We start from the raw sequence: 21,338 nt of genomic DNA on the forward strand, positions 1-21,338 counted from the left end.
CATGATCCGTCAAAGCATTGACAACCGGGTCCTCACCATCACTATCGACGACTCTTCTCGTGCCAATTCCCTGTCCGCAGATGCCCTGGTCGAACTGCGCGACGCCTTCGCAGCTGCGTCCGACCGCCAGGATCTCGGCGGTGTGCTTTTCAACGCCGTCGGCGACAAGGGATTCTCTGCGGGCATGGACACCGCTCAGTTCGACCACACGAACTCTACTCAGGCATTTGAGACCATCACTCTGCTCGGCAGCGTGTGCGAAGCGGTCAAGAACTGCGAACTGCCGGTCGCTCTGTCGATGAAGGGCTATGTCATCGGCGGTGCAGTCGAGATCGCGGCCGCAGCCGACTTCCGGGTCGGCGGTGCTTCATCGTGGTACTCCATGCCCGAGGTCCGCATCGGGATTCCATCCGTGCTCGAATCGGTGAACCTGCACCGTCTGATGGGGTGGACCAAGGCCAATGAGATGATCCTGACCGGCAATCGCTACAGCGCGGAAGCGATGGAGCGCTGCGGATTCCTCAACACGGTCGTCGATGACGCGACGGTCGACGAGGTGGCCCTGGACTACCTGCGCGCCACGATGGAATCGGACAGGTCTGTCATCGCCCAACAGAAACGACTGTTTCGCACCTGGAAGAACACCTTCGAGGACGAGGCCATCACCGACTCGTGCCAGGAGTTCTCGCTGGCCTTCGCCCGGAAGAACGACTGAGTCGGTTCGCGCGATGCGGCTGAAATGTGGGCCTGTGCGACGATTCGGCCCGGCCCCGAGCGGACAGGCACCGAGCTCTATTCGTTCCAGCGGCGTTCGCGCAGCACGGTGGGCAAGCCGAAGTAGATGGGTGGGCGCGCGGAGACACCCGGCGCAGGGCAAGTAGTGGAACCGTTGCCAACGGAACGTGTGCCGCTGACATCACCGAGGGTCCAGGCGCTCTCCCAGCTGATGAGTTCGCCGGCATGGCAGACCGGGTCCCCGCCCGCGTAGGGCGGTTCCGCCCACAGCCACAGGTTGACCCCGTATTCGATGAGGGTGAGCTTCTCGCCCTTGGCCCGCATGGCATTGTCCTTGACGAGCATCGCCCGTACCCTCGCCGAGGTTGCCTCGAGTTCCGTCCAACCGTCCTGTCGGTGAGGGAGGAAGATCCACGTCCCCGCGGGGACGTTCTCGGGAACGATCGCCTCGGCGGTTATGATCTCGATGAACCCGTCCTCGACCTCTGATCCGTCCTCGACATCACTGTCGAGACGGTGGGCACTGCCCAGGAAGTCGGAACTGCCGAGGAGGTCGGTGAAGCAGGCGTGAGCCACCTCGGCGGTTGGGGCGACGACGAGGATGTGGGTGGCCTCGGCGACGACCTCGGCACGGCTCAAGCACGTGAAGGGATCCGCACGCATCATCGCAAGCACCTGGGTCCAGTGTCCGGGGACCGGGGCGTCGGCGATCAGATGCGTGGTCTCTGGCCGCTCCGCGTCATGTCGCATGATGGTCCGTCCTTCTGCCGCGCCGATACCCAGGTCGTTCTTCCTCCACCAGGATACGAAACGCCTCCTGACCAGTCCGGCCTGCGCCGGTGAATCTTACATTTGTGCGACAGTTTCGATTTCAACAGATAACGAATCGGATAATGATTGGCGGAAGCGGTTGTGACTAGGAAGATTGCCTCTAAGCTTCCAAGAGTGTCCGTTTCCATGATCTCGGGAGTCGTCATTCGCAGCGCTGGTGTTCGTGTCGTGGCCCTCGTGGCCGTGCTCGTTCTCGCGCTGCTGACCGGGTGTGGAAGTGACGGCGCAGGTCGATCCGCTGGAAGCGACGCGGCATGGTCGACCGGGGGAGGCGGCTCAGCGGATGCCGACCCCGTTCCCGCCCGGCCGGAGACCTCGCCCGAAGGGGCCCAGGACTCTGCGGCACCGGATGCGGCCGTCGGTCTGCCGCCAACGAGGTCTGAACGGGGCGAGCTGAAGCCCGAATCCGCCGGTGAAGGCGGTGCTGCGCAGGGCGGCAACAATGCTCTGGACTCAGAATCCGCGCGGTCGATGCTCGACGAGCTCGGCGTCGAGGGCAAGGCGCCCGAGGTCGGCTACGATCCCCAGCTGTTCGACTGGCGCTCCGATGTCGACGACAACGGCTGCGATACGCGCGATGATGTGCTCAGGCGCGATCTCAGCATCCTCGTGGTCGAGGCTGGGACAAACGGATGCGTTGTGACTGCCGGAGACCTCGATGATGAGTACCTCGGCCGGTCGTATTCCTTCGAACGTGAATCCGACAAGGTCACGATCGATCACATTGTGGCTCGTTCGAATGCCTGGCAGACCGGTGCCGCTGACCTGTCCGAGGAGGAGCTGCGCGAGTTCGCCAACGATCCGCTCAATCTGTTGGCCGTGAGCACGAGCATCAGTCAACAGAAGGACGGCGGAGACGCGGCCGCATGGTTGCCGCCGAACGAGGACTACCAGTGCGAATACGTCGCTCGGCAGATCGCCGTCAAGCACAAGTACGGTCTGTGGGTGGCAGACGCGGAGAAGGATGCCATGGCCCGTGTGCTCGACACGTGCGGGGACTTCCCGGCATTCGCCGAGGATGTGGACTGGCCGGAACCGGGACAGGGCAACAATCTGACGACCGAAGAGGCCACCGGCGACACATCGGGAGAGTCTTCGCACCGTCCGACAGAGGACGTGCCGAGCTTCTCGGACGGGGACTCTCCACGCGAGGACACCTCGACCGGGAGTTCTGCGGCAGACGGCACCACCCCGGCCGACGGTGAGACCAAGGCCGACGGGGGCGCTGCGACCGATGGCGAAACCGCGGCCGACGGCAGTACTTCGGCCGACGATGAGGCCAAGGCCGACGGCAGCACTGCGGGCGACGATTAGACCTGTGCCGCGAACCCTGGAACTGCGGAACCATCCGACCGCCGAGGTGACTCGGGCGCGAAGTCCCGCAACGACGACCGCGAGGGCTGCGAATAGTCGCTGCGCGGTCTCGAGAGGGACGGTGAGCAGGCTGCCCGAGGCGGTCGATCGGTGCTTACCTCAGCTGTCCCCCTTCGGCATCGGCACGTTCTGCAGGCGGAGCTGTCCCCGGGCGAGGACCTTCTCGGAAGCCGAGTCGGTGATGATGACTTCCCACAGCTGTTGGGTCCGTCCCTGGTGCAGGGCCGTGCCCTCGACCACGATCCGGGCACCGGTGGTCGGGCGCAGGAAATCGGTGGCGTTGTGGATGCCGACGGCGAACTCCCCGCGATCGGCCACAGCGTGGCTGGCGCCGATGCTTCCCGTGCTCTCCACGATCGTTGTGTACACGCCGCCGTGGACGACTCCCCACGGCGTGTGATGATCGGCTCCCAGGTCGGCATGGCCGCGGACCATGGTGTTCGTGACTTCGTCGACAACGAGTCCCGAAGCTGCGACGAAACGACTGGCTGCCTCGAGCGAGACATCCGGCGTTGGATCCGATGGTGAGTTCATGCGTTCTCCTTCGAGCTGGCTGAGTATTGTGAAGTTAGCCTACGATGGAGCGACGGGTCAACCGAGGCAGCAGCGACGAAAGGAGAAGCGATGGAAGGAGTGCACATGGACTGGCTGGAATTCGACACGGCTGGATGTTCGATCCAGAGGACCCTCGACGTCATCGGGGAGAAGTGGACCGTGCTCATCCTCCGCGAGACGTTCAACGGAGTGCGCCGATTCGATCAGATCCGCGACCACGTCGGCGTCTCCGACCCGATGCTCTCCGACCGGCTGCGCAAGCTCGTCACCGCCGGAGTCCTCGAGGCCAAGCCCTATCGGGAGCCCGGGCGGCGCGTTCGCAAGGAATACCGGCTCACGGACAAGGGCCTCGATCTCTATCCGGTGATGATCTCGCTGCTGAGGTGGGGCGACGAACACCGTGCAGGCGCCGATGGTCCACCGCTGGAAGTCACACACCGCGACTGTGGCCGGCCCATCCGCGCCGTCGTCGAGTGCGCTGCCGGCCACACCGTCTCCTCGCCGAGGGAAGCTGTCACCTCACCCACGCGCGCGGCGACTATGCGGACTGCGCCCGTGCGCGGATGAGATCCTCGGCGGTGCGGACGTACGCGTGGTGATGCACCGCCTCCCTCGTCTGCAGGACGATCCGGCGCCGAGGTGTCGGATCGATGAGCGAGACCGTGGTCACTCCTGTCGGCAGGTCTCGAATCGCCAGCGGCGGCAGTGCCGAGATGCCGACTCCGGCGGCGACCATGGCCAGGACGGCGTAGTGGTCATCGGAGCCCGCCACGAAGCGGGGTTCGTAACCGGCGGCATTGCAGGCCCGGGCGACGACGAGACCTGCCGGCGTGTTGCTGATGTCCGCGTCGACCCACGCTTCGTCGATGAGCTGGGACATCGAGGCCGCCTCGGCGCCGGCCAGACGATGATCGGAGGCGACGACGAGCAGGTAGTCCTCTTCTGTGAGCAACTGCCGGCGGAACCCCGGAATCGTCGTCGGCGGCAGGGAGGGATCCTCCGAGTGGATCTCGAGGTCGTGCGGGTGCCAGTCCTCGGCGTCCGTCGCGGGGCTGAGGGTGATCTCGAATTGCACCGTCGGAAATTCGGTGACGACCGAAGAGACGATGGAGGGTATCCACTCCTTCGCCGCCGAGGAGAAGCAGCCGATCTCGAGGCGCGGTCGGGGGCCTCGACGCAGGTCATCGAGCGTGGCCTCGAGACGTCGCAGGCTGGAGAAGACCTCACCGGATTCCTCGGCCAGGCGCAGACCGACGGGAGTCGGCGTGATTCCCCGCCCGGTCCGCTCGTAGAGGGGCAGACCCACGTCCTTCTGCAGCCTGATGATGTGCTGGCTGATCGTTGCCGGAGTGTATTGGAGATTGGCCGCGGCCTGCTGCACGGAGCCGCTGGCGACCACGGCCCTCCAGATCGCGAGTCGATGGGTGTCGAGCATACTCTGAGTATAAAGTGTTTGCTGACAGACGTGTGGAAACAGTTGCTTGTGCTTGATTGAGGGTCCGGGCGACGATGAGGTCATGTGGATATTTCCGGTGCTGTTCCTCGCCTTCGGCTACGCCCTCGCCCTCTTCGGTTTGGGGCGTTTCATGCAGCCGTCCCACGACCGGTTGGGGATGAGGCGACTGGACAATCCGGCCGTCGTCCAGACCCTGGTCCGCGGGTGGGTTGCCCTGACCTCGGCTCACAGCCTCGAGCGAATCACGGACGAACTCTCGGCCCGCCGGCGCGCGCCACGCCGTTGAGCAGACCAGGCCCGTAACCTGTCGCCGAGACACCTGCGGAGCCCCGAGAAGTTCCTGTGCACACCGGTGTTGGGGCGTTCCACCGTTGTCTCGAGGGCCTTTTCTGCCTGCTCATGCCCCCTCAAGAGAAGAGTGTGATCCCGAAGATCGCGAACACGACGAGGTGCGCCGCCCCGTGGACGGCCGTGACCCTCTTCGCCGCGAACGTCGTCACCGACAGCAGCAGGGTGACGGCGAACAGGAGGAGGTTCGCCGGTGACTCGGCGAGTACGATCTGCTGATCGGTGAGGGCTCCGATGACGAGGACGACCGGAATCGTCAGTCCGACAGTGGAGACCTGCGCCCCGTGGCACAGGTTGCTCACACGCTGAACCTCACCCGCCCAGGCTGCCCTGATCGACGTGATCGTCTCCGGGAGGAAGACGATGAGTGCGATGACGACCCCCGACAGGGCCACAGGCGCGCCGAGGCGGCCCAAGCCGTCATCGAGCAGCGTCGCCATATCGTGGGAGAGCAGAACGATGGGCGTGACCGTGGCAACGAGCAGGAGAAGGCGCACGATGATCTCAGTGCGATGGGTGGAGATGATGTCGACGATGCTGTGCTTCACGGGTTCGCCCTCGACGACCGTGACCGGTGCGTCCCCTGCCTCTGTGCCGGTTGCGGATCTGCCAGCCGCCTCGGCGGGGGCCCGCGTCAGTCGTTCATCGACCTCGACGAAGTCATCGGCCTGGCTGCCCGTCTGGCGGTAGAGGAAGAAGGCATAGATGCCGATCGTGAGGACGATGATCGGAAGCTCCTGCCAGTGCGCGTAACTGCCATTGGTGCCGATGAGTGCCGGCAGGGCGAATGCGAGGGCGGCGAGGACGATGGTGAGCGAGAGATAGGTCGAGGTGCCGGTGCGGTTGTGCGCCATGTCGCCGTGCCTGAGCCCTCCGACCAGCAGACACAGTCCGATGACCGCATTGAGGATGATCATGGACACGGCCATGACCGAATCGCGGGCGATCGTCGTATGGTCGCCGGGGCCGAGGAGGACGGCGGCGATGAGCACCACCTCGATGAGCACGATCGACAGGGTGAGCACGAGCGAACCGTAGGGATCGCCGAGCCGGTGGGCCAGATGCTCGGCCTCGTTCACAACCCCGAAGGCACAGATGAGGATGACCCCGACGATGACGACCAGCGCGGTGATCAGCAGGGGAGCGGGTACCGGCGGTTCGAGGAGTGGGCCGACGAGGAGCAGGGCGGCGAACGCGCCCCAGCCCAGGACGAGGCGGAGGATCGCGGTAGGAGTGAGGATGCTGCGAATGGCGGCAGTCATGACGGGCATTCCTGTTCTGCGAGGCCGTCCTCATCGTGACTGATTGCGCCCGGGCCGTCCCGAACGTTCCTGCGATCTCAGGATATCCAAGGTGGGTTCACGGTGGCAAAACCGAGTATCACCGTCGATCAATAGATCCTGTTGCGTCGTCGCCGATACCCGGAGGCTCGTCTGGGCTGTCGGCTTGATCAGGAAACGTGTGTTGCGGACGAATACCTCCTCGTGTCCAGTTGTGCGCCGATGGTCGGCGCAATTGTCTGCAGGTGCTGGGCGTACTCAGTGATCTCCGTCTTTCCGATGCGTGCAGTCGGGCCGCCGAAGGTCAAAGCGCCCACTGGCCGACCGTGCGGGAGATCGACTCTCACGCTGACCCCGGCCACTCCTGCCTCGCGCTCTCCGCGACTCGACGAGTAGCCTAACCGGGTGCTCCGTTCGATCTTTTCTTTAGCCGTGTACCCGGCGCCTCTGTCTCGGAGCGATCGCTCGACTCGTTCGACAATCTCCGGGGGAGCATTCTGCAGCAAGATCCACGAGGACGAGCCGGCGCTCAGCGTCATTGATTCTCCGACGGCGATCACGTGTCGGAGTGTCTGTGTGCCCGGAACGTGGGCGATCGCAATACGTGAGTCTCCTGATCGTACGTAGAGGCTGATCGATTCGCCGAATTTCGACACGGCGGAATGCATGAGATCGGTGACCGCAGTCGGAACACCCCAGCGATGTCCTGCGACCTGTGCCCAATGGAGGAAGCCCACGCCCGGGGAATAGGTGCGTGTAAACGGATCGTGGTCGATCATCCCTTCTGCACGCAGGGCGCCCAGGATGCGGACCGCTGTGCTCTTGGGGACCTCGGCTTCGGACGCCAGCTCCTGCAGAGTCAGTGAATCGACCCCGGGGGCGAAGCACCGGATCAGGGCGAGGGCGCGAGACACGCTGCGGATCGTCGTAGGGGGCGACGCCTCAGCCATGAAGGGGCTCCTTGACTGTGAGCACCGGTACTTCTGCTTCGAGAATGATCCGTTGAGCTGCGCTGCCGAGGAGGAACTTCCCGACCGGCGACCGCCGGCGCACGCCGACGACGATCAGCGCTGCTTTGGTCTCGATGCTGAGATCGAGCACAGCGTCGGCCTCGTCCTGATGCTCGGGCAGGGTGACGATCTCGAGTCCGAACTCAGCGTTCGGCCTCTCGCCGCGGACTGCCGCTACGACCGTCCGGGTGCCCAGAGCTGTTGCGGCCTGTTGTCCGGCGCCGAACACTTCTCTTCCCAGATCGTCATCATTCACAACACAGAGGACAGTCATCTCTTCTCCTGATACGTTCCGAGGTACGGAATTTGTTGATCACTGTTCGGAACGTGTGATCAACTCTAGTCGTTGCTGATCTGAAAGGGCAATGCAGCCCGCAGAAGAAGGGAAGAGGAATGGCAATCACCAGACGTCAATGGCTGACGGTCGGACTGTGCGTTCCGCTGACACTCGCGGCAGGAGCACAGTCAGCAGTGAGCGGGTCAGCGTCCGGAGCACGCACAGCGCTCACGCTGCTCGTCGGGGCCGCCCCCGGAGGAGGATGGGACACCGTCGCCCGCGAGCTTCAGGTGGCGATGAGGGAAAATAACATCGTCGCAAATCCACAGGTGATCAATGTCCCCGGGGCCGCAGGGACGATCGCTCTCGAACAGCTCATGCAGATGAAGGGCCAAACAGACGTCGTCATGGTCACCGGAACTGTGATGTTGGGTGGAATCGACGTCAACGACTCGCTGCACGATCTCACCGAAACCACGGCGATCGCACATCTGGCCGACGACTATGAAGCGATCGTGGTGCCGACTGATTCGCCGCTGGAATCACTCGACGACCTTATCCGAGCGCTCAAAGACGATCCCGGTGCGGTGTCCTTCGGTGGCGGCTCATTAGGAGGGACCGATCATCTTCTTGCAGGAATGCTCGCGCAGGAGGTCGAGGTCGACCCGACCGAGATCAACTACGTTCCGTTCGCCGGTGGCGGGGAGGCTGTCTCTGCGCTGTTGTCGCACAGCGTCACCGCTGGGGTCAGCGGCTACAACGAGTTCGCCGATCAAGTGACCGCAGGCAACTTGAGGCTCCTGGGCATTGCGTCCCCTGAGCGGATGGACGGGGCCGACGGGCCCACGTTCGCTGAGGCGGGCTACGAGACATACCTGCCCAACTGGAGAGGTGTTGTGGCACCTCCTGGGCTGACCGATGACGACTCCGCCGAACTCACGGCGATCATCTCGGAGACCGTAGCGACCCCGGAATGGGCGGATGCGCTCAAGCGCAACAAGTGGATTGACGCCTACCAGGACGGCAGGGAATTCAAGAGTTTCGTGGGGGCTGAGACTCAAAGAGTCGAAGCGATCATCGAAGGGTTGGGACTATGACTCAGAACAGACTCAGCGGAGCATCGTTTCCGCTCCTGACGCTCCTCCTCGGTGTTGCCGTCTACCTCACGGTCGGCTTGGTCGCCATGGAAGTCCCCGATTCCGCGGCCGTTCCCGGTCCGCGATTCTTTCCCACGATCATCACCGTGATCGCGTATGCGATCAGCGCTGTCGTCGCTGTCCAAAGTGTGCGCCAGCTGATAGCCGATCGCCGAAGCATGGCCCACACCGAAGCAGCCGGTTCTGAAGAAGCTGTCGGCTCTGAATCGGTTTCCGAACCGTCCGAAGCTGGTGTGAACTGGCGAATGGTCGTGATCGTCATCGCCAGCTTTCTTGCGTTCATCCTGCTGCTCGACATTCTGGGGTGGCTGCTCAGCGCCGCGATCCTCGTCTTCGGTGTGGCGACCGGATTGGGAGCCAAGAGCATGTTTTCCTCGGCCTTCATCGCACTGACCATGTCAGCCATTGTCCAGCTCGCCTTCGTCGGAGGCCTCGGCTTGCCGCTTCCAGCCGGATTCCTAGGAGAGTTCTGAAATGGAAACCATCACCTCTTTGCTCGGCGGCTTCGAAACCGCCGTGTCACCGATCAATCTGCTGTGGGTATTCATCGGTGCCTTACTTGGAACCGCAGTCGGAGTGCTGCCCGGACTCGGGTCCGCGATGGCAGTGGCACTGCTTCTCCCGATCACATTCACTCTCGATCCCACCGGTGCCTTCATCATGTTCGCCGGCGTCTACTATGGAGGACTGTTCGGGGACTCCATCTCGGGAATTCTGCTCAACACCCCTGGCAATTCGTCCGCAATCGCCGCGACATTTGAAGGTCACAGGATGGCACTGTCCGGTCGCGCTCCCCAGGCCCTGGCGACCTCTGCGATCGGTGCCTTCACTGGTGGGCTGATCGCCACGACCCTGGTTGCGTTCTTGGCCCCGACGATGGCCGTCTTGGCAACCTACTTCGGGCCTGCAGAATTCTTCGCGCTCGCGGTATTCGCCTTCGTCGCCACTTCGGCGGTCGTCGCGGAATCGTTCGTCAAAGGACTCGCATCTCTGGTGCTCGGTCTGGCTTTGGCGGTCGTCGGGATCGACTCGCAATCGGGTGCCTCGCGATTCACTTTCGGAGTGCCCCAGCTCTTCGACGGAATCGACATCATCGTCATCACCGTCGGACTCCTCGCCGTGGCAGAGGTTCTCTACGTTGCTTCCGGAGGCGGACGAAACGCGGAGTCGAAGACATTGTCGGCCGGTCGCAGGCCGTTCCTCTCCCGCGGAGAATTCAAGAAGGCGCTGCCGGCCTGGTTGAGGGGAACCGGTTTCGGCCTCCCCTTCGGAGTGATTCCGGTGGGCGGGTCGGAGATCCCTACCTTCCTCGCCTATGGCAACGAACGCAGAATCGACCGGAAATCACGAGACCCCGAATTCGGCCGCGGCGCAATCCGCGGGGTGGCAGCACCTGAAGCGGCAGGGAACGCGACCTCAGGCACCGCGATGGGAGCGCTGCTCACCTTGGGCCTGCCCACCTCGGCGACAGCAGCGATCATGATGGCCGCCTTCCAACAGTACGGAATGCAACCTGGGCCACTGCTGTTCGAGCGCAATGGGGAACTGACGTGGGCCCTGTTGGCCTCTCTCTTCATCGGCCTCGTCGTGCTCCTTATCCTCAATCTTCCGTTCGCTCCGCTGTGGGCGAAGCTGTTGCTGATCCCTCGCCCGTATCTGTATGCCGGAATCGCCATGTTCTGTGCTCTGGGCGTGTATTCGACGAGCGCGTCGGTCATCGATGTCGCACTGATGTTGGGCGTGGGCCTGGTCGGTCTCCTCATGCGTCGCTATGACGTACCGGTGGCTCCGGTGCTGATTGCGGTGATTCTGGGGCCATTGGCGGAGACGGAGCTTCGTCGAACCCTTGCTGTGAGTGAAGGATCAGTAGGAGCACTGTTCGACAGCGGAATCTCCATCACTCTCTATATCGTGCTCCTCGCGGCTGTCCTGCTCACCGGTGTCACGAGACTACGAAGAAAGAAGGGTGCTGATCTCTGATGAGTGCACAAGGACCTTTGACCGGAGTGAAAGTCCTGGACATGACGAATGTCCTCGCCGGACCGTTCGCCGCGTATCAATTGAGCCTGTCCGGCGCTGATGTCGTCAAGGTGGAGGTGCCCGGGGGAGGCGACCTGGCACGATCGCTCGGAGCCGACTCCGAGCTCAACAAGGCTCAGCTCGGCGCGTCATTCGTCGCGCAGAACAGCGGTAAACGGTCCATCGCCGTCGATCTCAAAACAGAGGAGGGCCGTGAAGCGTTCACCGCCCTCCTTCGGAGCTCCGATGTGCTGCTGGAGAACTTCCGGCCGGGGGTTCTGGACCGTCTCGGATTCGGCCAACAGATGCTGAAGGAACTCAATCCGCGACTTGTCTACTGCGCCATAAGCGGCTTCGGCCAGACCGGCCCACTGCGCGATAGGCCCGCCTATGACCAGATCGTTCAAGGTCTGTCGGGCATGATGTCGTCATCGGGCACCGAAGACAGCGGCCCCCTGCGTGCCGGTTACCCTGTTGCGGACACCTTGGGCGGCATGGCCGCCTCGTTCGCCATCTCGTCCGCACTCGTTGAGAGGGCACGGACAAATGAGGGCAGCGTGATCGACGTGTCCATGTTGGAGACTGCGATCACGGCCATGGGCTGGGTCGTCTCCAACCTCCTCGTGGCAGGACAGTCTCCCGTGCCCATGGGGAACGAGAACTTCACGGCGGCGCCGTCCGGGACATTCATGACCGGCGCAGGGCGCATCAACATCTCTGCGAACAAACAGGAGCAGTTCGAGGCGCTGTGCCGGTATATCGGGCGCAAAGAGCTGGCGGCCGACCCGCGATTTGCCGAACGGGAGGCGCGCAAGACCAATCGTGAAGAGCTGAAACTCTGCCTCGAGGAAGCACTTGCCGAGCGTTCAGCCCAAGAGTGGGAGGACGGGTTCTCGACCATAGGTGTGCCGGCTGGGCAAGTGCTCGAGGTCTCAGAAGTCCTCGACCTCGCGCAGGTCCGCGAGCGCGGGCTCGTGCACGAGGTGCCCAACCCTGTCGACGATGAGCGGAAGCTGTCGGTTCTCGGCAACGGCGTGCGGATCAACGGCACGGTGAGTACGCCGGCTGCGGGACCGCCTCTGCTGGGAGAGCACACGGACGAGATCCTTCGCGAAATCGGAATGGACCAATCGAAGATCGACTCACTGCGTGAACATGGAGGAATTGTATGACCGGCAGCGGACAGAGGGCAGACCAGACACAGATCGACGATGTACGTCAGTGGTGGGCCACCTCGGTGAGCAGGATCGAACCGAATGTCATCGAATACCGGGAACGGCCCATTGCCGATCTCATCGGGCAGTCCTCGTTCGTCGATGTGATCTGGCTGCTGGTCACGGGGCGCGATCTCACCCCGGGGGAGGCGCGCCTGCTCGACGCCGCGCTGCTCTCTTCGGCCGATCATGGACCGCAGGCGCCGTCGATCGCCAGTGCGCGAATGGCGATTACGTGCGGAATCGGTCTCAACAGCGCCATCGCGAATGGGGCCAACACGCTGGGGGACGTGCACGGTGGTGCAGGGCAGCAGTGCGTCGCATTGCTCGATGATATGTGCACACGTATCGCCGCAGGCGAGGGGGACGCTCTTGAAGTCGCTCGCGCAGTGGTGAGCGAACATCGCAGCGCCAAGCAGTTCGTACCGGGCTTCGGGCATCGTTTCCACACCGTCGATCCGCGACGTGATGCGCTCCTGTCACTTGTGAAGGAGGCCGTTGCAGCCGAGACTGTCAGCGGTGACCCGCTCGAAGCCGGATTGGCTTTGGAGACGGCGCTTTCTGAGGGGCGGCGAAAGCGTCTGCCGATGAACATCGACGGGGCAACAGCAATCATCTATGCCTCGCTCGGCTGCCCACCGGAGCTGGCTCGGGGCCTGTTCGTGCTCAGCCGCTCCGTGGGAATCCTCGCGCATGCGTGGGAGGAACGCCAGAGTGCGCGAAGGATCAAAGGCCCGCTGCCGCCGCCTCTGACGGCTCCGTACATAGGGCTGTCAGGCACGACTGGCTGAATCACAGTCTCTCCCGGCGGAGGGCTCCGCCGTCGACGAGAATTGTCAGCCACCGCACTCAGCGACGTCGATCACGGTCGAGCAGGTCGGACAGCGGCGATGAGTCGGCGTCGGTACGACTGTCGCTCGAACGCCGGCTGAATGGGATTCCGGAATTCAGTCCGCGCCAGCCGCAGGCGATCGCCTCGCCCAGCAGGCTCAGTCCGATGCTCAGGGTCATCGGACGAACCGCCTCCTCGGCACCGATGAGCTGAGCGCCGAAATGCAGGCCTGCGCCGGCGGCGAGGCTGAGCACCCACACGATCATGGTCTTCGCGGTGTACTTCTGGTGCAGGGTCCCATGCTTGGCGAACAAGGTCGTCGACGCGCCACGGAGCATGCCGAAGCCGACCCCGACGATGATCGAGATTGTGAGGAAGGCGATGTTGGCCGGAGTCCAATGGTCGAAGCCCCAGAGTTCCTTGATCGACAGCGCGAGCATGATGATCGGAGGCACTGCGAGATCCTTCGCGTCGACAGGCTCTCCGCGGAAGCGGCGAACGATGACGACGGCGATCACGGCGACGATACCTATGGCGATGATTGCAGGATGCATGAGCGAGCCCTTCGATTTATATAGCAGGTCTGTGCTAAAACGTTAGCATGATATGGCACATAGATGCTATAAAGAGTTATGCCGAAAATAGTCGATCCCATTCAGCGTCGGGAGATCATCGCCGACGCCGTGTACACCGTCGTGCTCAAGCAGGGGTTCGCCAAGGTGTCCCTGCGTGCGATCGCCGAGGAGACCGGATTGGCGATCGGCTCGATCCGGCACTACTTCACGACGGCCGAAGGAATAGTCCGATTCGCTCTCGAGACCTTAGTCGAACGCGTCAGCGCTCGGATCGAAGATCGACTCTCGGCGTTGCTGCCCGCGCTCGAGGCCGGAGATCTCAGCCGCGATGAGGCCAGGGAGAAGACGGTCGACTTCCTGGCCGAGCTGCTTCCGCTCGATGAGACCCGCCGACGCGAGTCGGTCGTGTGGCTTGCCTTCGAAGAGGAAGCCCGGACGGATCCGGACCTGGCCGACGTCTTCGAGACCTCGGTGCGTGGCACGAAAGCACTGATGGCGCGAGCCTTGGAGGACATGTCCCGTCGCGGTGCTCTGCGCTCAGGCCTCGACCTCGACCTCGAAGCAGATTCGATGGCAGCGCTCATCGACGGCCTCACCCTGCGCTCGACTCTGCATCCGCACGTGCTCACGCCCACGCGTGCGAAGGACGTGCTGTCCGCCCATCTCGAGAAGCTGCGTGTCTAGGTAGGGTCGATCTCAAGCAGTTCGTCGGAAGTGCATGGTGACCACGCCGTTGCTGAGCGGCTCCACCGAGATCAGATCAAGATGCCGGGTTCTGGGCAGGCCGCGTTGGTACAGGGTGGGGCCGTGGCCGGCGATCATCGGATGCATGAGGAACTTGTACTCGTCGATCAGCTCCAGTCGGTCCAGCTCTGTCGCAAGCGTGCCGCTGCCGACGAGCACTCCGCTGGGGGACCGATCCTTGAGTGCCTGAACCGACGCGTGCAGGTCACCGACCAAGTGGTGGCTGTTGGTCCACGGAAAGTCGCTCCGCGTCGATGATGCAACATACTTCGGCTTCGCCTCCAACTTGGCAGAGCCCGCCGCAAGGGCAGCGGCCCCTATATGTCCATAGTGACGTACGAGTGCGCCTCGCGCTGTAGCGGATGGGCGATGAGGCCGATTCAGGCATCTGCCGCCGAATGCGAGGTGACGGACCGGCTCGAACGCGACTTCCCGCCCTTGAATAGGAGTCGGTCCACGCTGAAGCGGCCCGGCCCCATTGCGGCCAGCAGCAGAGCGCCGACGGCCAGCGCGGCGACGAGCTCCCAGCCGCCTTGGTCGACGAACGGCGCGGGCACGAGGTGAACGATGAGCAGGGCGCCGAGGAGGTTGGCCGCCAGCAGGATTCCGACGATCGGAGTCAGAGCACCGAGGATGAGCAGCGCACCACCGATGAGTTCGACGAAGGTGGCGAACGGAGCCGCGATGTCAGGCAGGGGCACACCCATCTGAGCGAAGGACTGCGTGGTTCCGGACACGGTCCATTCGTTGAACTTCTGCCATCCGTGGGCGATGAAGATGACGCCGAGGGTGATGCGGGCGATGACGGTGATGATGTCGCGGGCGATGGTCGGGAATCCGGTCGTGGCGTACACAGCGATCTCCAGCATTGATTGAAAGTGAAACTACATCGTATTGGGAGAGTATGGCAGGACGCTGAACACCGGTGGCGACCCGGACCCGGACGGGCCGGGGGCATCCGATCAGAATCGGTCCCGAGCCGACCCGGACCGGCCCCGAGCCGACCTCAGTCGACCCGGGGCCGCACCGACTCACTCCATGCTCATCCCCTTCGCCGGAGCGATCCGGGACATCGAGCGAGCCGGGATCGCCGACGCGAGCACCGCCGCGATGATCGTTGCCAGGACGATGAGGCCCACCTGGATCGGCGGAATGGAGAGCACCGGATCGGTCGTGCCGGCCGTGAGCGACGAGGTGCCCACCCATCCGAAGAACGTGCCCAGTACGGTGCCGAAGACGAGCGCGATGACGGCCATGAGCAGGGACTCGGTCGTGATCATCCGCGACATCGCCCGCCGGGTGAATCCGAGGGCCCGCAGCAGTGCCCCTTCCCGACGACGGTCGATGACCGAGAGGGTGAGAGTGTTGCTCACCCCGATGACGGCGATGACGACTGCCGCGGCCAGCAGACCGAGCACCACAGTGAGCGCGACTTGGAAGACCGAGGCGTATTGGGCCCGGGTCAGCGCAGCACCGGCATCGCTCGAGGCCCCGACGGCGTCGAGTTCGGATGTCAGCGCCTCGATCTGTGAAGTCGAGGCGTCATCGGCGATGCGCACCCATGTCTGTTCATCGTGATCGCCGCCTGCCTCGGCGATCGTCGCGGAATCCGCACCGCTGACGAGCGCGGTGCCCGTCGGAACGCTGCGGGAGCCGACCACGGTGAGTTCGATGTCCTTGCCGCCGACGCTCACGGTCGCCGTCTTCCCGTCGATGTCCTCCGCGGCGGCGTCGATGCCCAGGGCGGAGGGCTCGATGAGGACCGTGCCCTCGTCGACGTCGAAGCCCTCACTCCGGAGCACCGGGGTGTCCGCGGCTTCTGCGGCGCTCGTGACCGCCAGATCGCCGGATCCGGAGAACCCGTCGACGCTCACCGAGGCGGTGGAGGCCGTAACGGTGGTCCGGTCCTCGACGATGTCGGAGTCGGCGAGGACGGACTTCACATCGCCGTCCGATTCGGCGACCACGAGGTCGACCGGCGTGTCACCGGCAGTGGCGAGCTCGAGGGTGCGCTGCAGACTGGCCGAGCCGACGACGACAGCGGTGACAAGGGTGATGCCGATGAGCAGGGCACCCGTCGTCGACGCCGTGCGCGAACCTGCGGAACTCGCCGAGCGCCCGGCCAGCGCCACCGCAGGCGACCGCCCGGTCATCGCTCCGCTGAGGCGAGCGAGCCACCCGACGAACGGCGGAACGAACACCGGTGCGGACGCGAGCATCGCGACGAAGAGGGCGAAGCAGCCGAGGATGCCGAAGACGACCGACTGTTCGAGGGCTCCGTAGAGACTCAGAGCGACTCCGACGCAGGCGAGCACCACACCGAGGATCGCGCGGGACCACGGGAAGCGGCGGGAGGCTGCAGGAACGTCGACCGGCCGAAGCGCTTCGATGGGGGAGACCCGCGAGGCACGGACAGCGGGGATGAGACCGGCGGCCACAGTCACGGCGATCCCGACGGCCGGGCCGACGAGCAGTGCCGTCCACGTGGCGGAGAGGTGAGCGAACTCGGGCATCCAGAACTCGCGTGCCGCAGATGTGAGGCTCCAGCCGATGAGGAACCCGAGACCGATTCCGACGGCCGAGCCGAGGACGCCGAGTGTGAGGCTTTCGACGAGGGCGGCACCGCGGACCTGCTGTCGCGAGGCTCCGACGGCGCGGAAGAGCGCGAGCACACGGATGCGTGAGGCCACGAGCACCTGGAACGTGTTCGAGATGACCAGGGCCGCGACTCCGGCGGAGAGGAGCCCGAAGGCGATGCCGACAGTCGAGAGGAAGTCCGAGGCCCCGGAGAGGTCGTCGACCTGTGCCTCGACGACTTGGTCGACGGTCTTGACCGATACGCCCTCGCTGAGGCCGGCCGATTCGAGCGCCGACGTGACCGTCGCGGCGAGGTCGACGCGCTCTGTGTCGTCGGCGGCGGCGATGCGCACGGCCTCGGGCATGAGCTCCGCCGGCGCCTTCTGCAGCCCGGCGTCGGTGAGGTAGAGCGTGAGTCCGGAACTCGAGGAGCCGGGGACGATGCCGGAGACTGTGAAGGAGGGTCCATCGGCGTTGCGGTTTCCGGATCCGTCGAAGGTCGACAGGGTCAGCGAGTCCCCGATCCCGGCCCCGAGCGTCTCGGCATCGGCGGCGTTGAGCATGACCTCGTCCGCCTCACTCGGAGCCGATCCCTCCTCCGGCTGGGACTGCCCGGCCTGCGGAACGTTCGTCACGTTCGCGGTCACGGTGGAGCTCGCCGAGGTGACCGAGACGTAACCGGATTCCGTGAGCTGGGCGGACTCGGCACCGTCGACATCGGCGACGGCTTCGCGGAGAGATTCGTTGAGCGCAGGATCCGCCTCGGCCGCTGAAGGATCGTCCGCCGCGTCAGCGGTGATCGCGACATCGGCACCCGACCACTGGGCGCGGACCTGATTGCGTAGCGTGTCGCCGAAGGCCTGCGAGAACAGGAGCGCGGCGACGATGAAGGCCACCGATACGGCGATGGCGATGCCGGCGGCGATGAGCCTGCCGGATGCGCTGCGGAGATTGGAGAGGGCGAGGCGGATCATCGAGCACCTCCACCGGTAGCGGAGGCGACCTGCATGAGGGCCGACGCCACGGTCTCCGGTTCGGGCTCGGCGAGTTCGCCGGCGAGTCTCCCATCGGCCAGCAGCACCACCCGATCGGCGCGGGAGGCGGCCACGGGATCGTGGGTGACCATGACGACGGTCTGGCCCAGTTCATCGACCGAGGAGCGCAGTATGCCCAGGACCTCGGCACCCGACGTCGAGTCGAGGTTGCCGGTGGGTTCGTCGGCGACGATGACGTCGGGTTGGGCGACGAGTGCGCGGGCGACGGCCACACGTTGCTGCTGCCCGCCGGAGAGTTCGTGAGGGCGGTGGCGCAGGCGATCGCCGAGGCCGAGGAGATCGACGATGCGGCGGAAGAAGCGACGATCGCAGCGTCTGCCCGACAGATGTGAAGGCAGCAGGATGTTCTCCTCGGCATTCATCGCCGGAACGAGGTTGAAGGCTTGGAAGACGAACCCGATCCGGTCGCGGCGCAGCGTCGTGAGCTTGCGGTCGTTGAGGCCGGAGATCGCGGTGTCGCCGATGATGACCTCCCCGGAATCCGGGGTGTCGAGTCCGGCGAGCATATTGAGCAGTGTCGACTTCCCGGACCCGGAGGGGCCCATGATCGCGGTGAAGCGCCCGGCCTCGATGTCGAGGCTGAGGCCGTCGAGCGGAAGCACCTTCGCGTCGCCTTCGCCGTAGGTCTTGCGCAGGTCGATCGCTCGGATGGCCGGTCTCGGTGAGGGGCGCCGGTGTGCCGGATCGCGATGATCGCCGGAATCGGCGGTCGGAGGGGTGGTTGTCTCTGCCTGTGTCGGTGATGAGTTCATGCCTCCAGCTTCGTCGCTGTCGGGATCCGGCACATCGGACCGCAGGATGGTCTTGGACCTGCAGCTGACCGACGGGAAGACGCGCAGGTCATACCAGGGGATGACCTGCCCGCACCAGGGGATGACCTCGGCGCAGGGAGCCTCAGCCGTGTGCGTGGACGAGGCCGGCTTCGTAGGCGAGGATGACGGCCTGAACCCGGTCACGGGCCTCGAGCTTCATGAGGATGCGTCCGACGTGGGTCTTCACGGTCGGTTTGGCGAGGAAGAGCTCGTCGCCGATCTCGGTGTTGCTCAGACCCGAGGCGATGAGGGTGAGGACCTCGCGCTCACGCGGCGTCAGTGACTCCAGACGCTGCACGGCGGCCTCGTCGAGCAGACCGGCCGCAGAGGTGGTCTCCGCCGATTGCGGTGCCGATTGAGTGGCCTGATCGGAGAGATCGCCGTCGCCCAGGTGGGGGAGCAGCTGTCTGTCGAGCAGTCTGCGGGTGGTGCTCGGAGCGATGACCGCACCGCCGTCGATGACGGTGCGGATCGATTCGAGGAGGATCTCGGGCATGGTGTCCTTGAGGAGGAACCCGGAGGCGCCGCAGCGCAGCGCCCGCAAGGCGTATTCGTCCTCGTCGAATGTCGTCAGCACGATGATCTTGGGAGTGCGGATCCGCCCGGAGTCGGCCAGGGCGAGGATCTGCTCGGTGGCGACGATGCCGTCCACGCGCGGCATGCGCACATCCATGAGCACGACGTCGGGTTCCACGGTTCGAACCGTGGTCACTCCCTCGTCGCCGTCGGCGGCCTGCCCGGCGACGCTCATATCGGGTTGGGAGTCGATGACCATGGCGAATCCCGTGCGCACGAGGACCTGATCGTCGATGAGCACGATCCGCAGAGCAGCGACCGGGTCCGTGCGCGTGTGGGCATCGGGCCCCGTGGGCGTCTGGCCATCTGGTTCCGTGGGTGCTTGGGCATCGGGGTGGGTCATCGAGCTGCTCCGTGCGAGCTCTCGGAATCGGCGCGAGTGATCTCGGAATGCGCGGCGTCGGAGTGCGCGGTCTCGGAATGAGCGGTCTCGGGTCGGACGGTCGCTGACGGGGCTGTCGCTGAGTCGCCGCCACCGCGGAGAGGGAAACGGGCCTCGACGACGAAGCCGGTGGCGGTGCCGAACGCGCTTCCGGTGACGCTGTCCGAGGACAGACCGACCTCATGTCCGGCACGCGGCCGATTCGCGTCGGGCAGTCCCGTGGAGCGGATGGGCCGCGCCGTGAGCGTGCCGCCGTAGAGAGCGGCGCGCTCCTTCATGCCGGTGATGCCGTTGCCGCGGGAGCGCAGCTGTTCGGAATCGGAGGTTTCGGCGTCGGGGGTCTGCCCGGCTCCGTCGTCGCTGATCCTGGCGACGAATTCCCGTGTTTCGGTGTGCAGCGACACGTGGGCGCGAGCGATGCTGCCGGCGTGTTTGAGCACATTGGTCAGTGCCTCTTGGACGATGCGGTACACCGCCAGGCCGGCACCGTCGGGCAGCGAGGAGTCGTCGACCTCGTCGATGCCGGCGATGGACACGGGCAGACCGGCGGAACGGATGTCGTCGATGAGTCGCCGGATGTCGGCGACGCCGGGCAGCGGCGCGGCGCGGCGGCTGTCGTCATCGTCGGCGCGGAGGAAGCCGAGCAGTGACCTGGTCTGTTCGAGTGCGTCCCTGCCCGTGCGGGAGATCGTCTCGAGCGCCCCGACCGCGGCCTGCGGGTTCGCCGAGGCCGCGTAGCGTCCGCCGTCGGCCTGAGCGATGACGACGGAGAGCGAGTGGGCGATGACGTCGTGCATCTCCCGGGCGATGCGCATCCGCTCGGCGTCGGTGGCCAGACGCGTCTCGGACTCGCGTTCATGCTCGAGGAGGCGGTTGCGTTCCCGGATCCCTTCGATCTCGCGGCGGCGCCGGTAGCCGACTCCGCCGAGCATCCAGGCAGCGAGCACGATCGAAGCGCAGAGTGCCACCACGGTGATCATGAGCAGATACTCGCCGAATTCCAGCGACCGCGCATTCGGTCCGAGCGTCGACTGCAGGGACACGAGGTAGAACCACAGACCGAGCAGGAGCGCCCCGCCCAGGCCGAGGCCGAACACGATGTGCCCGTGCCGGCGCGTGCCCCAGGCCGTCGTCGAGTAGATCGTCAACGGCACGGCGATGATGCCCACTGTGGGTCCGAGCATCGTGAGGATGCTGAGCAGACAGGCGAAGGCGATGAGCATCGAACTGAACAGCGGTGCTGTGCGCCGCAGGGCCAGTGGGACCGTCTGGAGCAGGACGATGGCGACCTGGAGGAAGGTCGGCAGCGCCGTAAATGAGGGCGTCTCGGCATTGGCCACGATGGCCGCGACGGCGATGTAGGCCAGCGGGAGCACCCAGATCAGCGCATCGCTCACCCAGGGGTGTGCGGCCAGCAGCGCACGCACCCGGTCGAGACGACTGCCAGGGCCCGCCGGGGGTGAGGCCTGCCGGCCACGGGCGGCGGAGAGTCGGTCGTTCATGAGGCTCATGCTAGTGCGGAGGCGAAC

Annotated in this window: 23 protein-coding genes; 10 read left to right on the plus strand and 13 right to left on the minus strand. The window is 64.9% G+C overall.

Annotation, left to right across the window (positions count from 1 at the left end):
• Position 1 precedes the first annotated feature (1 nt).
• The gene (locus BKA07_RS06670) at positions 2-715 is read left to right on the plus strand and encodes an enoyl-CoA hydratase-related protein (protein WP_167950206.1); all 714 of its coding nucleotides are present in this window, start codon (positions 2-4) and stop codon (positions 713-715) included.
• Positions 716-792: 77 nt separating this feature from the next.
• On the opposite strand, the gene BKA07_RS06675 is transcribed toward BKA07_RS06670, so the two are convergent.
• Positions 793-1,485, minus strand: a complete 693-nt coding sequence (locus tag BKA07_RS06675) for a hypothetical protein (protein WP_167950207.1) — start codon at positions 1,483-1,485, stop codon at positions 793-795.
• 195 nt (positions 1,486-1,680) lie between these two features.
• Between BKA07_RS06675 and BKA07_RS06680 the strand changes: the two genes are divergently transcribed.
• Positions 1,681-2,880, plus strand: coding sequence for a GmrSD restriction endonuclease domain-containing protein (locus BKA07_RS06680; RefSeq protein ID WP_167950208.1), 1,200 nt, complete (start codon positions 1,681-1,683; stop codon positions 2,878-2,880).
• Positions 2,881-3,039: 159 nt separating this feature from the next.
• Here the strand turns inward: BKA07_RS06680 and BKA07_RS06685 are convergent, their stop codons facing one another.
• Entirely contained in the window at positions 3,040-3,474 is a 435-nt protein-coding gene (locus BKA07_RS06685) for a PaaI family thioesterase (RefSeq protein ID WP_167950209.1), read from the minus strand.
• Between the two features lie 105 nt (positions 3,475-3,579).
• On the opposite strand from BKA07_RS06685, the gene BKA07_RS06690 reads away from it, so the two are divergent.
• On the plus strand, positions 3,580-4,062 hold the full coding sequence (locus tag BKA07_RS06690; protein ID WP_167950210.1) for a winged helix-turn-helix transcriptional regulator: 483 nt from the start codon (positions 3,580-3,582) through the stop codon (positions 4,060-4,062).
• Here the strand turns inward: BKA07_RS06690 and BKA07_RS06695 are convergent.
• Complete coding sequence (locus BKA07_RS06695; protein WP_167950211.1) at positions 4,034-4,930, minus strand: LysR family transcriptional regulator; 897 nt, start codon at positions 4,928-4,930, stop codon at positions 4,034-4,036. The genes BKA07_RS06690 and BKA07_RS06695 overlap by 29 nt on opposite strands.
• A gap of 82 nt (positions 4,931-5,012) precedes the next feature.
• On the opposite strand from BKA07_RS06695, the gene BKA07_RS06700 reads away from it, so the two are divergent.
• On the plus strand, positions 5,013-5,237 hold the full coding sequence (locus BKA07_RS06700) for a hypothetical protein (RefSeq protein ID WP_167950212.1): 225 nt from the start codon (positions 5,013-5,015) through the stop codon (positions 5,235-5,237).
• Positions 5,238-5,358: 121 nt separating this feature from the next.
• Here BKA07_RS06700 and BKA07_RS06705 read toward each other — a convergent pair whose 3' ends face one another.
• From BKA07_RS06705 to BKA07_RS06715, 3 genes are all read right to left on the minus strand, one after another.
• A complete protein-coding gene (locus BKA07_RS06705) occupies positions 5,359-6,561 on the minus strand; it encodes a calcium:cation antiporter (protein WP_167950213.1) in 1,203 nt (400 codons plus the stop codon).
• 188 nt (positions 6,562-6,749) lie between these two features.
• Positions 6,750-7,529: an IclR family transcriptional regulator gene (locus BKA07_RS06710; RefSeq protein ID WP_167950214.1), complete on the minus strand. Its 780-nt coding sequence runs from the start codon at positions 7,527-7,529 to the stop codon at positions 6,750-6,752.
• A complete protein-coding gene (locus tag BKA07_RS06715; RefSeq protein WP_167950215.1) occupies positions 7,522-7,863 on the minus strand; it encodes a universal stress protein in 342 nt (113 codons plus the stop codon). The genes BKA07_RS06710 and BKA07_RS06715 overlap by 8 nt, the downstream gene beginning before the upstream one ends.
• A gap of 119 nt (positions 7,864-7,982) precedes the next feature.
• On the opposite strand from BKA07_RS06715, the gene BKA07_RS06720 reads away from it, so the two are divergent.
• Genes BKA07_RS06720 through BKA07_RS06740 form a run of 5 tightly spaced genes read left to right on the plus strand, consistent with a single transcriptional unit; the run spans position 7,983 to position 13,047 of the window.
• A complete protein-coding gene (locus tag BKA07_RS06720; protein ID WP_167950216.1) occupies positions 7,983-8,963 on the plus strand; it encodes a Bug family tripartite tricarboxylate transporter substrate binding protein in 981 nt (326 codons plus the stop codon).
• Positions 8,960-9,496 carry a tripartite tricarboxylate transporter TctB family protein gene (locus BKA07_RS06725; protein ID WP_167950217.1) on the plus strand — a complete coding sequence of 179 codons (537 nt, stop codon included), beginning with the start codon at positions 8,960-8,962 and terminating at the stop codon, positions 9,494-9,496. Before BKA07_RS06720 ends, BKA07_RS06725 begins: the two co-directional genes overlap by 4 nt.
• 1 nt (position 9,497) lies before the next feature.
• Positions 9,498-11,003, plus strand: coding sequence for a tripartite tricarboxylate transporter permease (locus BKA07_RS06730; protein ID WP_167950218.1), 1,506 nt, complete (start codon positions 9,498-9,500; stop codon positions 11,001-11,003).
• Positions 11,003-12,214, plus strand: a complete 1,212-nt coding sequence (locus tag BKA07_RS06735; protein WP_167950219.1) for a CaiB/BaiF CoA transferase family protein — start codon at positions 11,003-11,005, stop codon at positions 12,212-12,214. The genes BKA07_RS06730 and BKA07_RS06735 overlap by 1 nt, the downstream gene beginning before the upstream one ends.
• On the plus strand, positions 12,211-13,047 hold the full coding sequence (locus BKA07_RS06740; RefSeq protein ID WP_167950220.1) for a citryl-CoA lyase: 837 nt from the start codon (positions 12,211-12,213) through the stop codon (positions 13,045-13,047). The genes BKA07_RS06735 and BKA07_RS06740 overlap by 4 nt, the downstream gene beginning before the upstream one ends.
• A gap of 58 nt (positions 13,048-13,105) precedes the next feature.
• Here BKA07_RS06740 and BKA07_RS06745 read toward each other — a convergent pair whose 3' ends face one another.
• Positions 13,106-13,642, minus strand: coding sequence for a DUF1453 domain-containing protein (locus tag BKA07_RS06745; RefSeq protein WP_167950221.1), 537 nt, complete (start codon positions 13,640-13,642; stop codon positions 13,106-13,108).
• 78 nt (positions 13,643-13,720) lie between these two features.
• Here BKA07_RS06745 and BKA07_RS06750 point away from each other — a divergent pair, with 78 nt between their 5' ends.
• Complete coding sequence (locus tag BKA07_RS06750; RefSeq protein WP_167950222.1) at positions 13,721-14,347, plus strand: TetR/AcrR family transcriptional regulator; 627 nt, start codon at positions 13,721-13,723, stop codon at positions 14,345-14,347.
• 12 nt (positions 14,348-14,359) lie between these two features.
• On the opposite strand, the gene BKA07_RS19225 is transcribed toward BKA07_RS06750, so the two are convergent.
• The 6 genes from BKA07_RS19225 to BKA07_RS06780 form a co-directional block, all read right to left on the minus strand.
• Positions 14,360-14,692: a dihydrofolate reductase family protein gene (locus BKA07_RS19225; RefSeq protein ID WP_342449007.1), complete on the minus strand. Its 333-nt coding sequence runs from the start codon at positions 14,690-14,692 to the stop codon at positions 14,360-14,362.
• 95 nt (positions 14,693-14,787) lie between these two features.
• Positions 14,788-15,276, minus strand: coding sequence for a DoxX family protein (locus BKA07_RS06760; protein ID WP_167950223.1), 489 nt, complete (start codon positions 15,274-15,276; stop codon positions 14,788-14,790).
• A gap of 162 nt (positions 15,277-15,438) precedes the next feature.
• Positions 15,439-17,958 carry an ABC transporter permease gene (locus BKA07_RS06765; protein ID WP_167950224.1) on the minus strand — a complete coding sequence of 840 codons (2,520 nt, stop codon included), beginning with the start codon at positions 17,956-17,958 and terminating at the stop codon, positions 15,439-15,441.
• Positions 17,955-18,791, minus strand: a complete 837-nt coding sequence (locus BKA07_RS06770) for an ABC transporter ATP-binding protein (RefSeq protein ID WP_167950225.1) — start codon at positions 18,789-18,791, stop codon at positions 17,955-17,957. Before BKA07_RS06770 ends, BKA07_RS06765 begins: the two co-directional genes overlap by 4 nt.
• A 142-nt stretch (positions 18,792-18,933) precedes the next feature.
• The gene (locus BKA07_RS06775) at positions 18,934-19,770 is read right to left on the minus strand and encodes a response regulator (protein WP_167950226.1); all 837 of its coding nucleotides are present in this window, start codon (positions 19,768-19,770) and stop codon (positions 18,934-18,936) included.
• Complete coding sequence (locus BKA07_RS06780) at positions 19,767-21,311, minus strand: sensor histidine kinase (RefSeq protein ID WP_167950227.1); 1,545 nt, start codon at positions 21,309-21,311, stop codon at positions 19,767-19,769. Before BKA07_RS06780 ends, BKA07_RS06775 begins: the two co-directional genes overlap by 4 nt.
• Positions 21,312-21,338: the final 27 nt, after the last annotated feature.

This window comes from Brevibacterium marinum (assembly GCF_011927955.1).
GTDB classification, from domain to species: domain Bacteria; phylum Actinomycetota; class Actinomycetes; order Actinomycetales; family Brevibacteriaceae; genus Brevibacterium; species Brevibacterium marinum.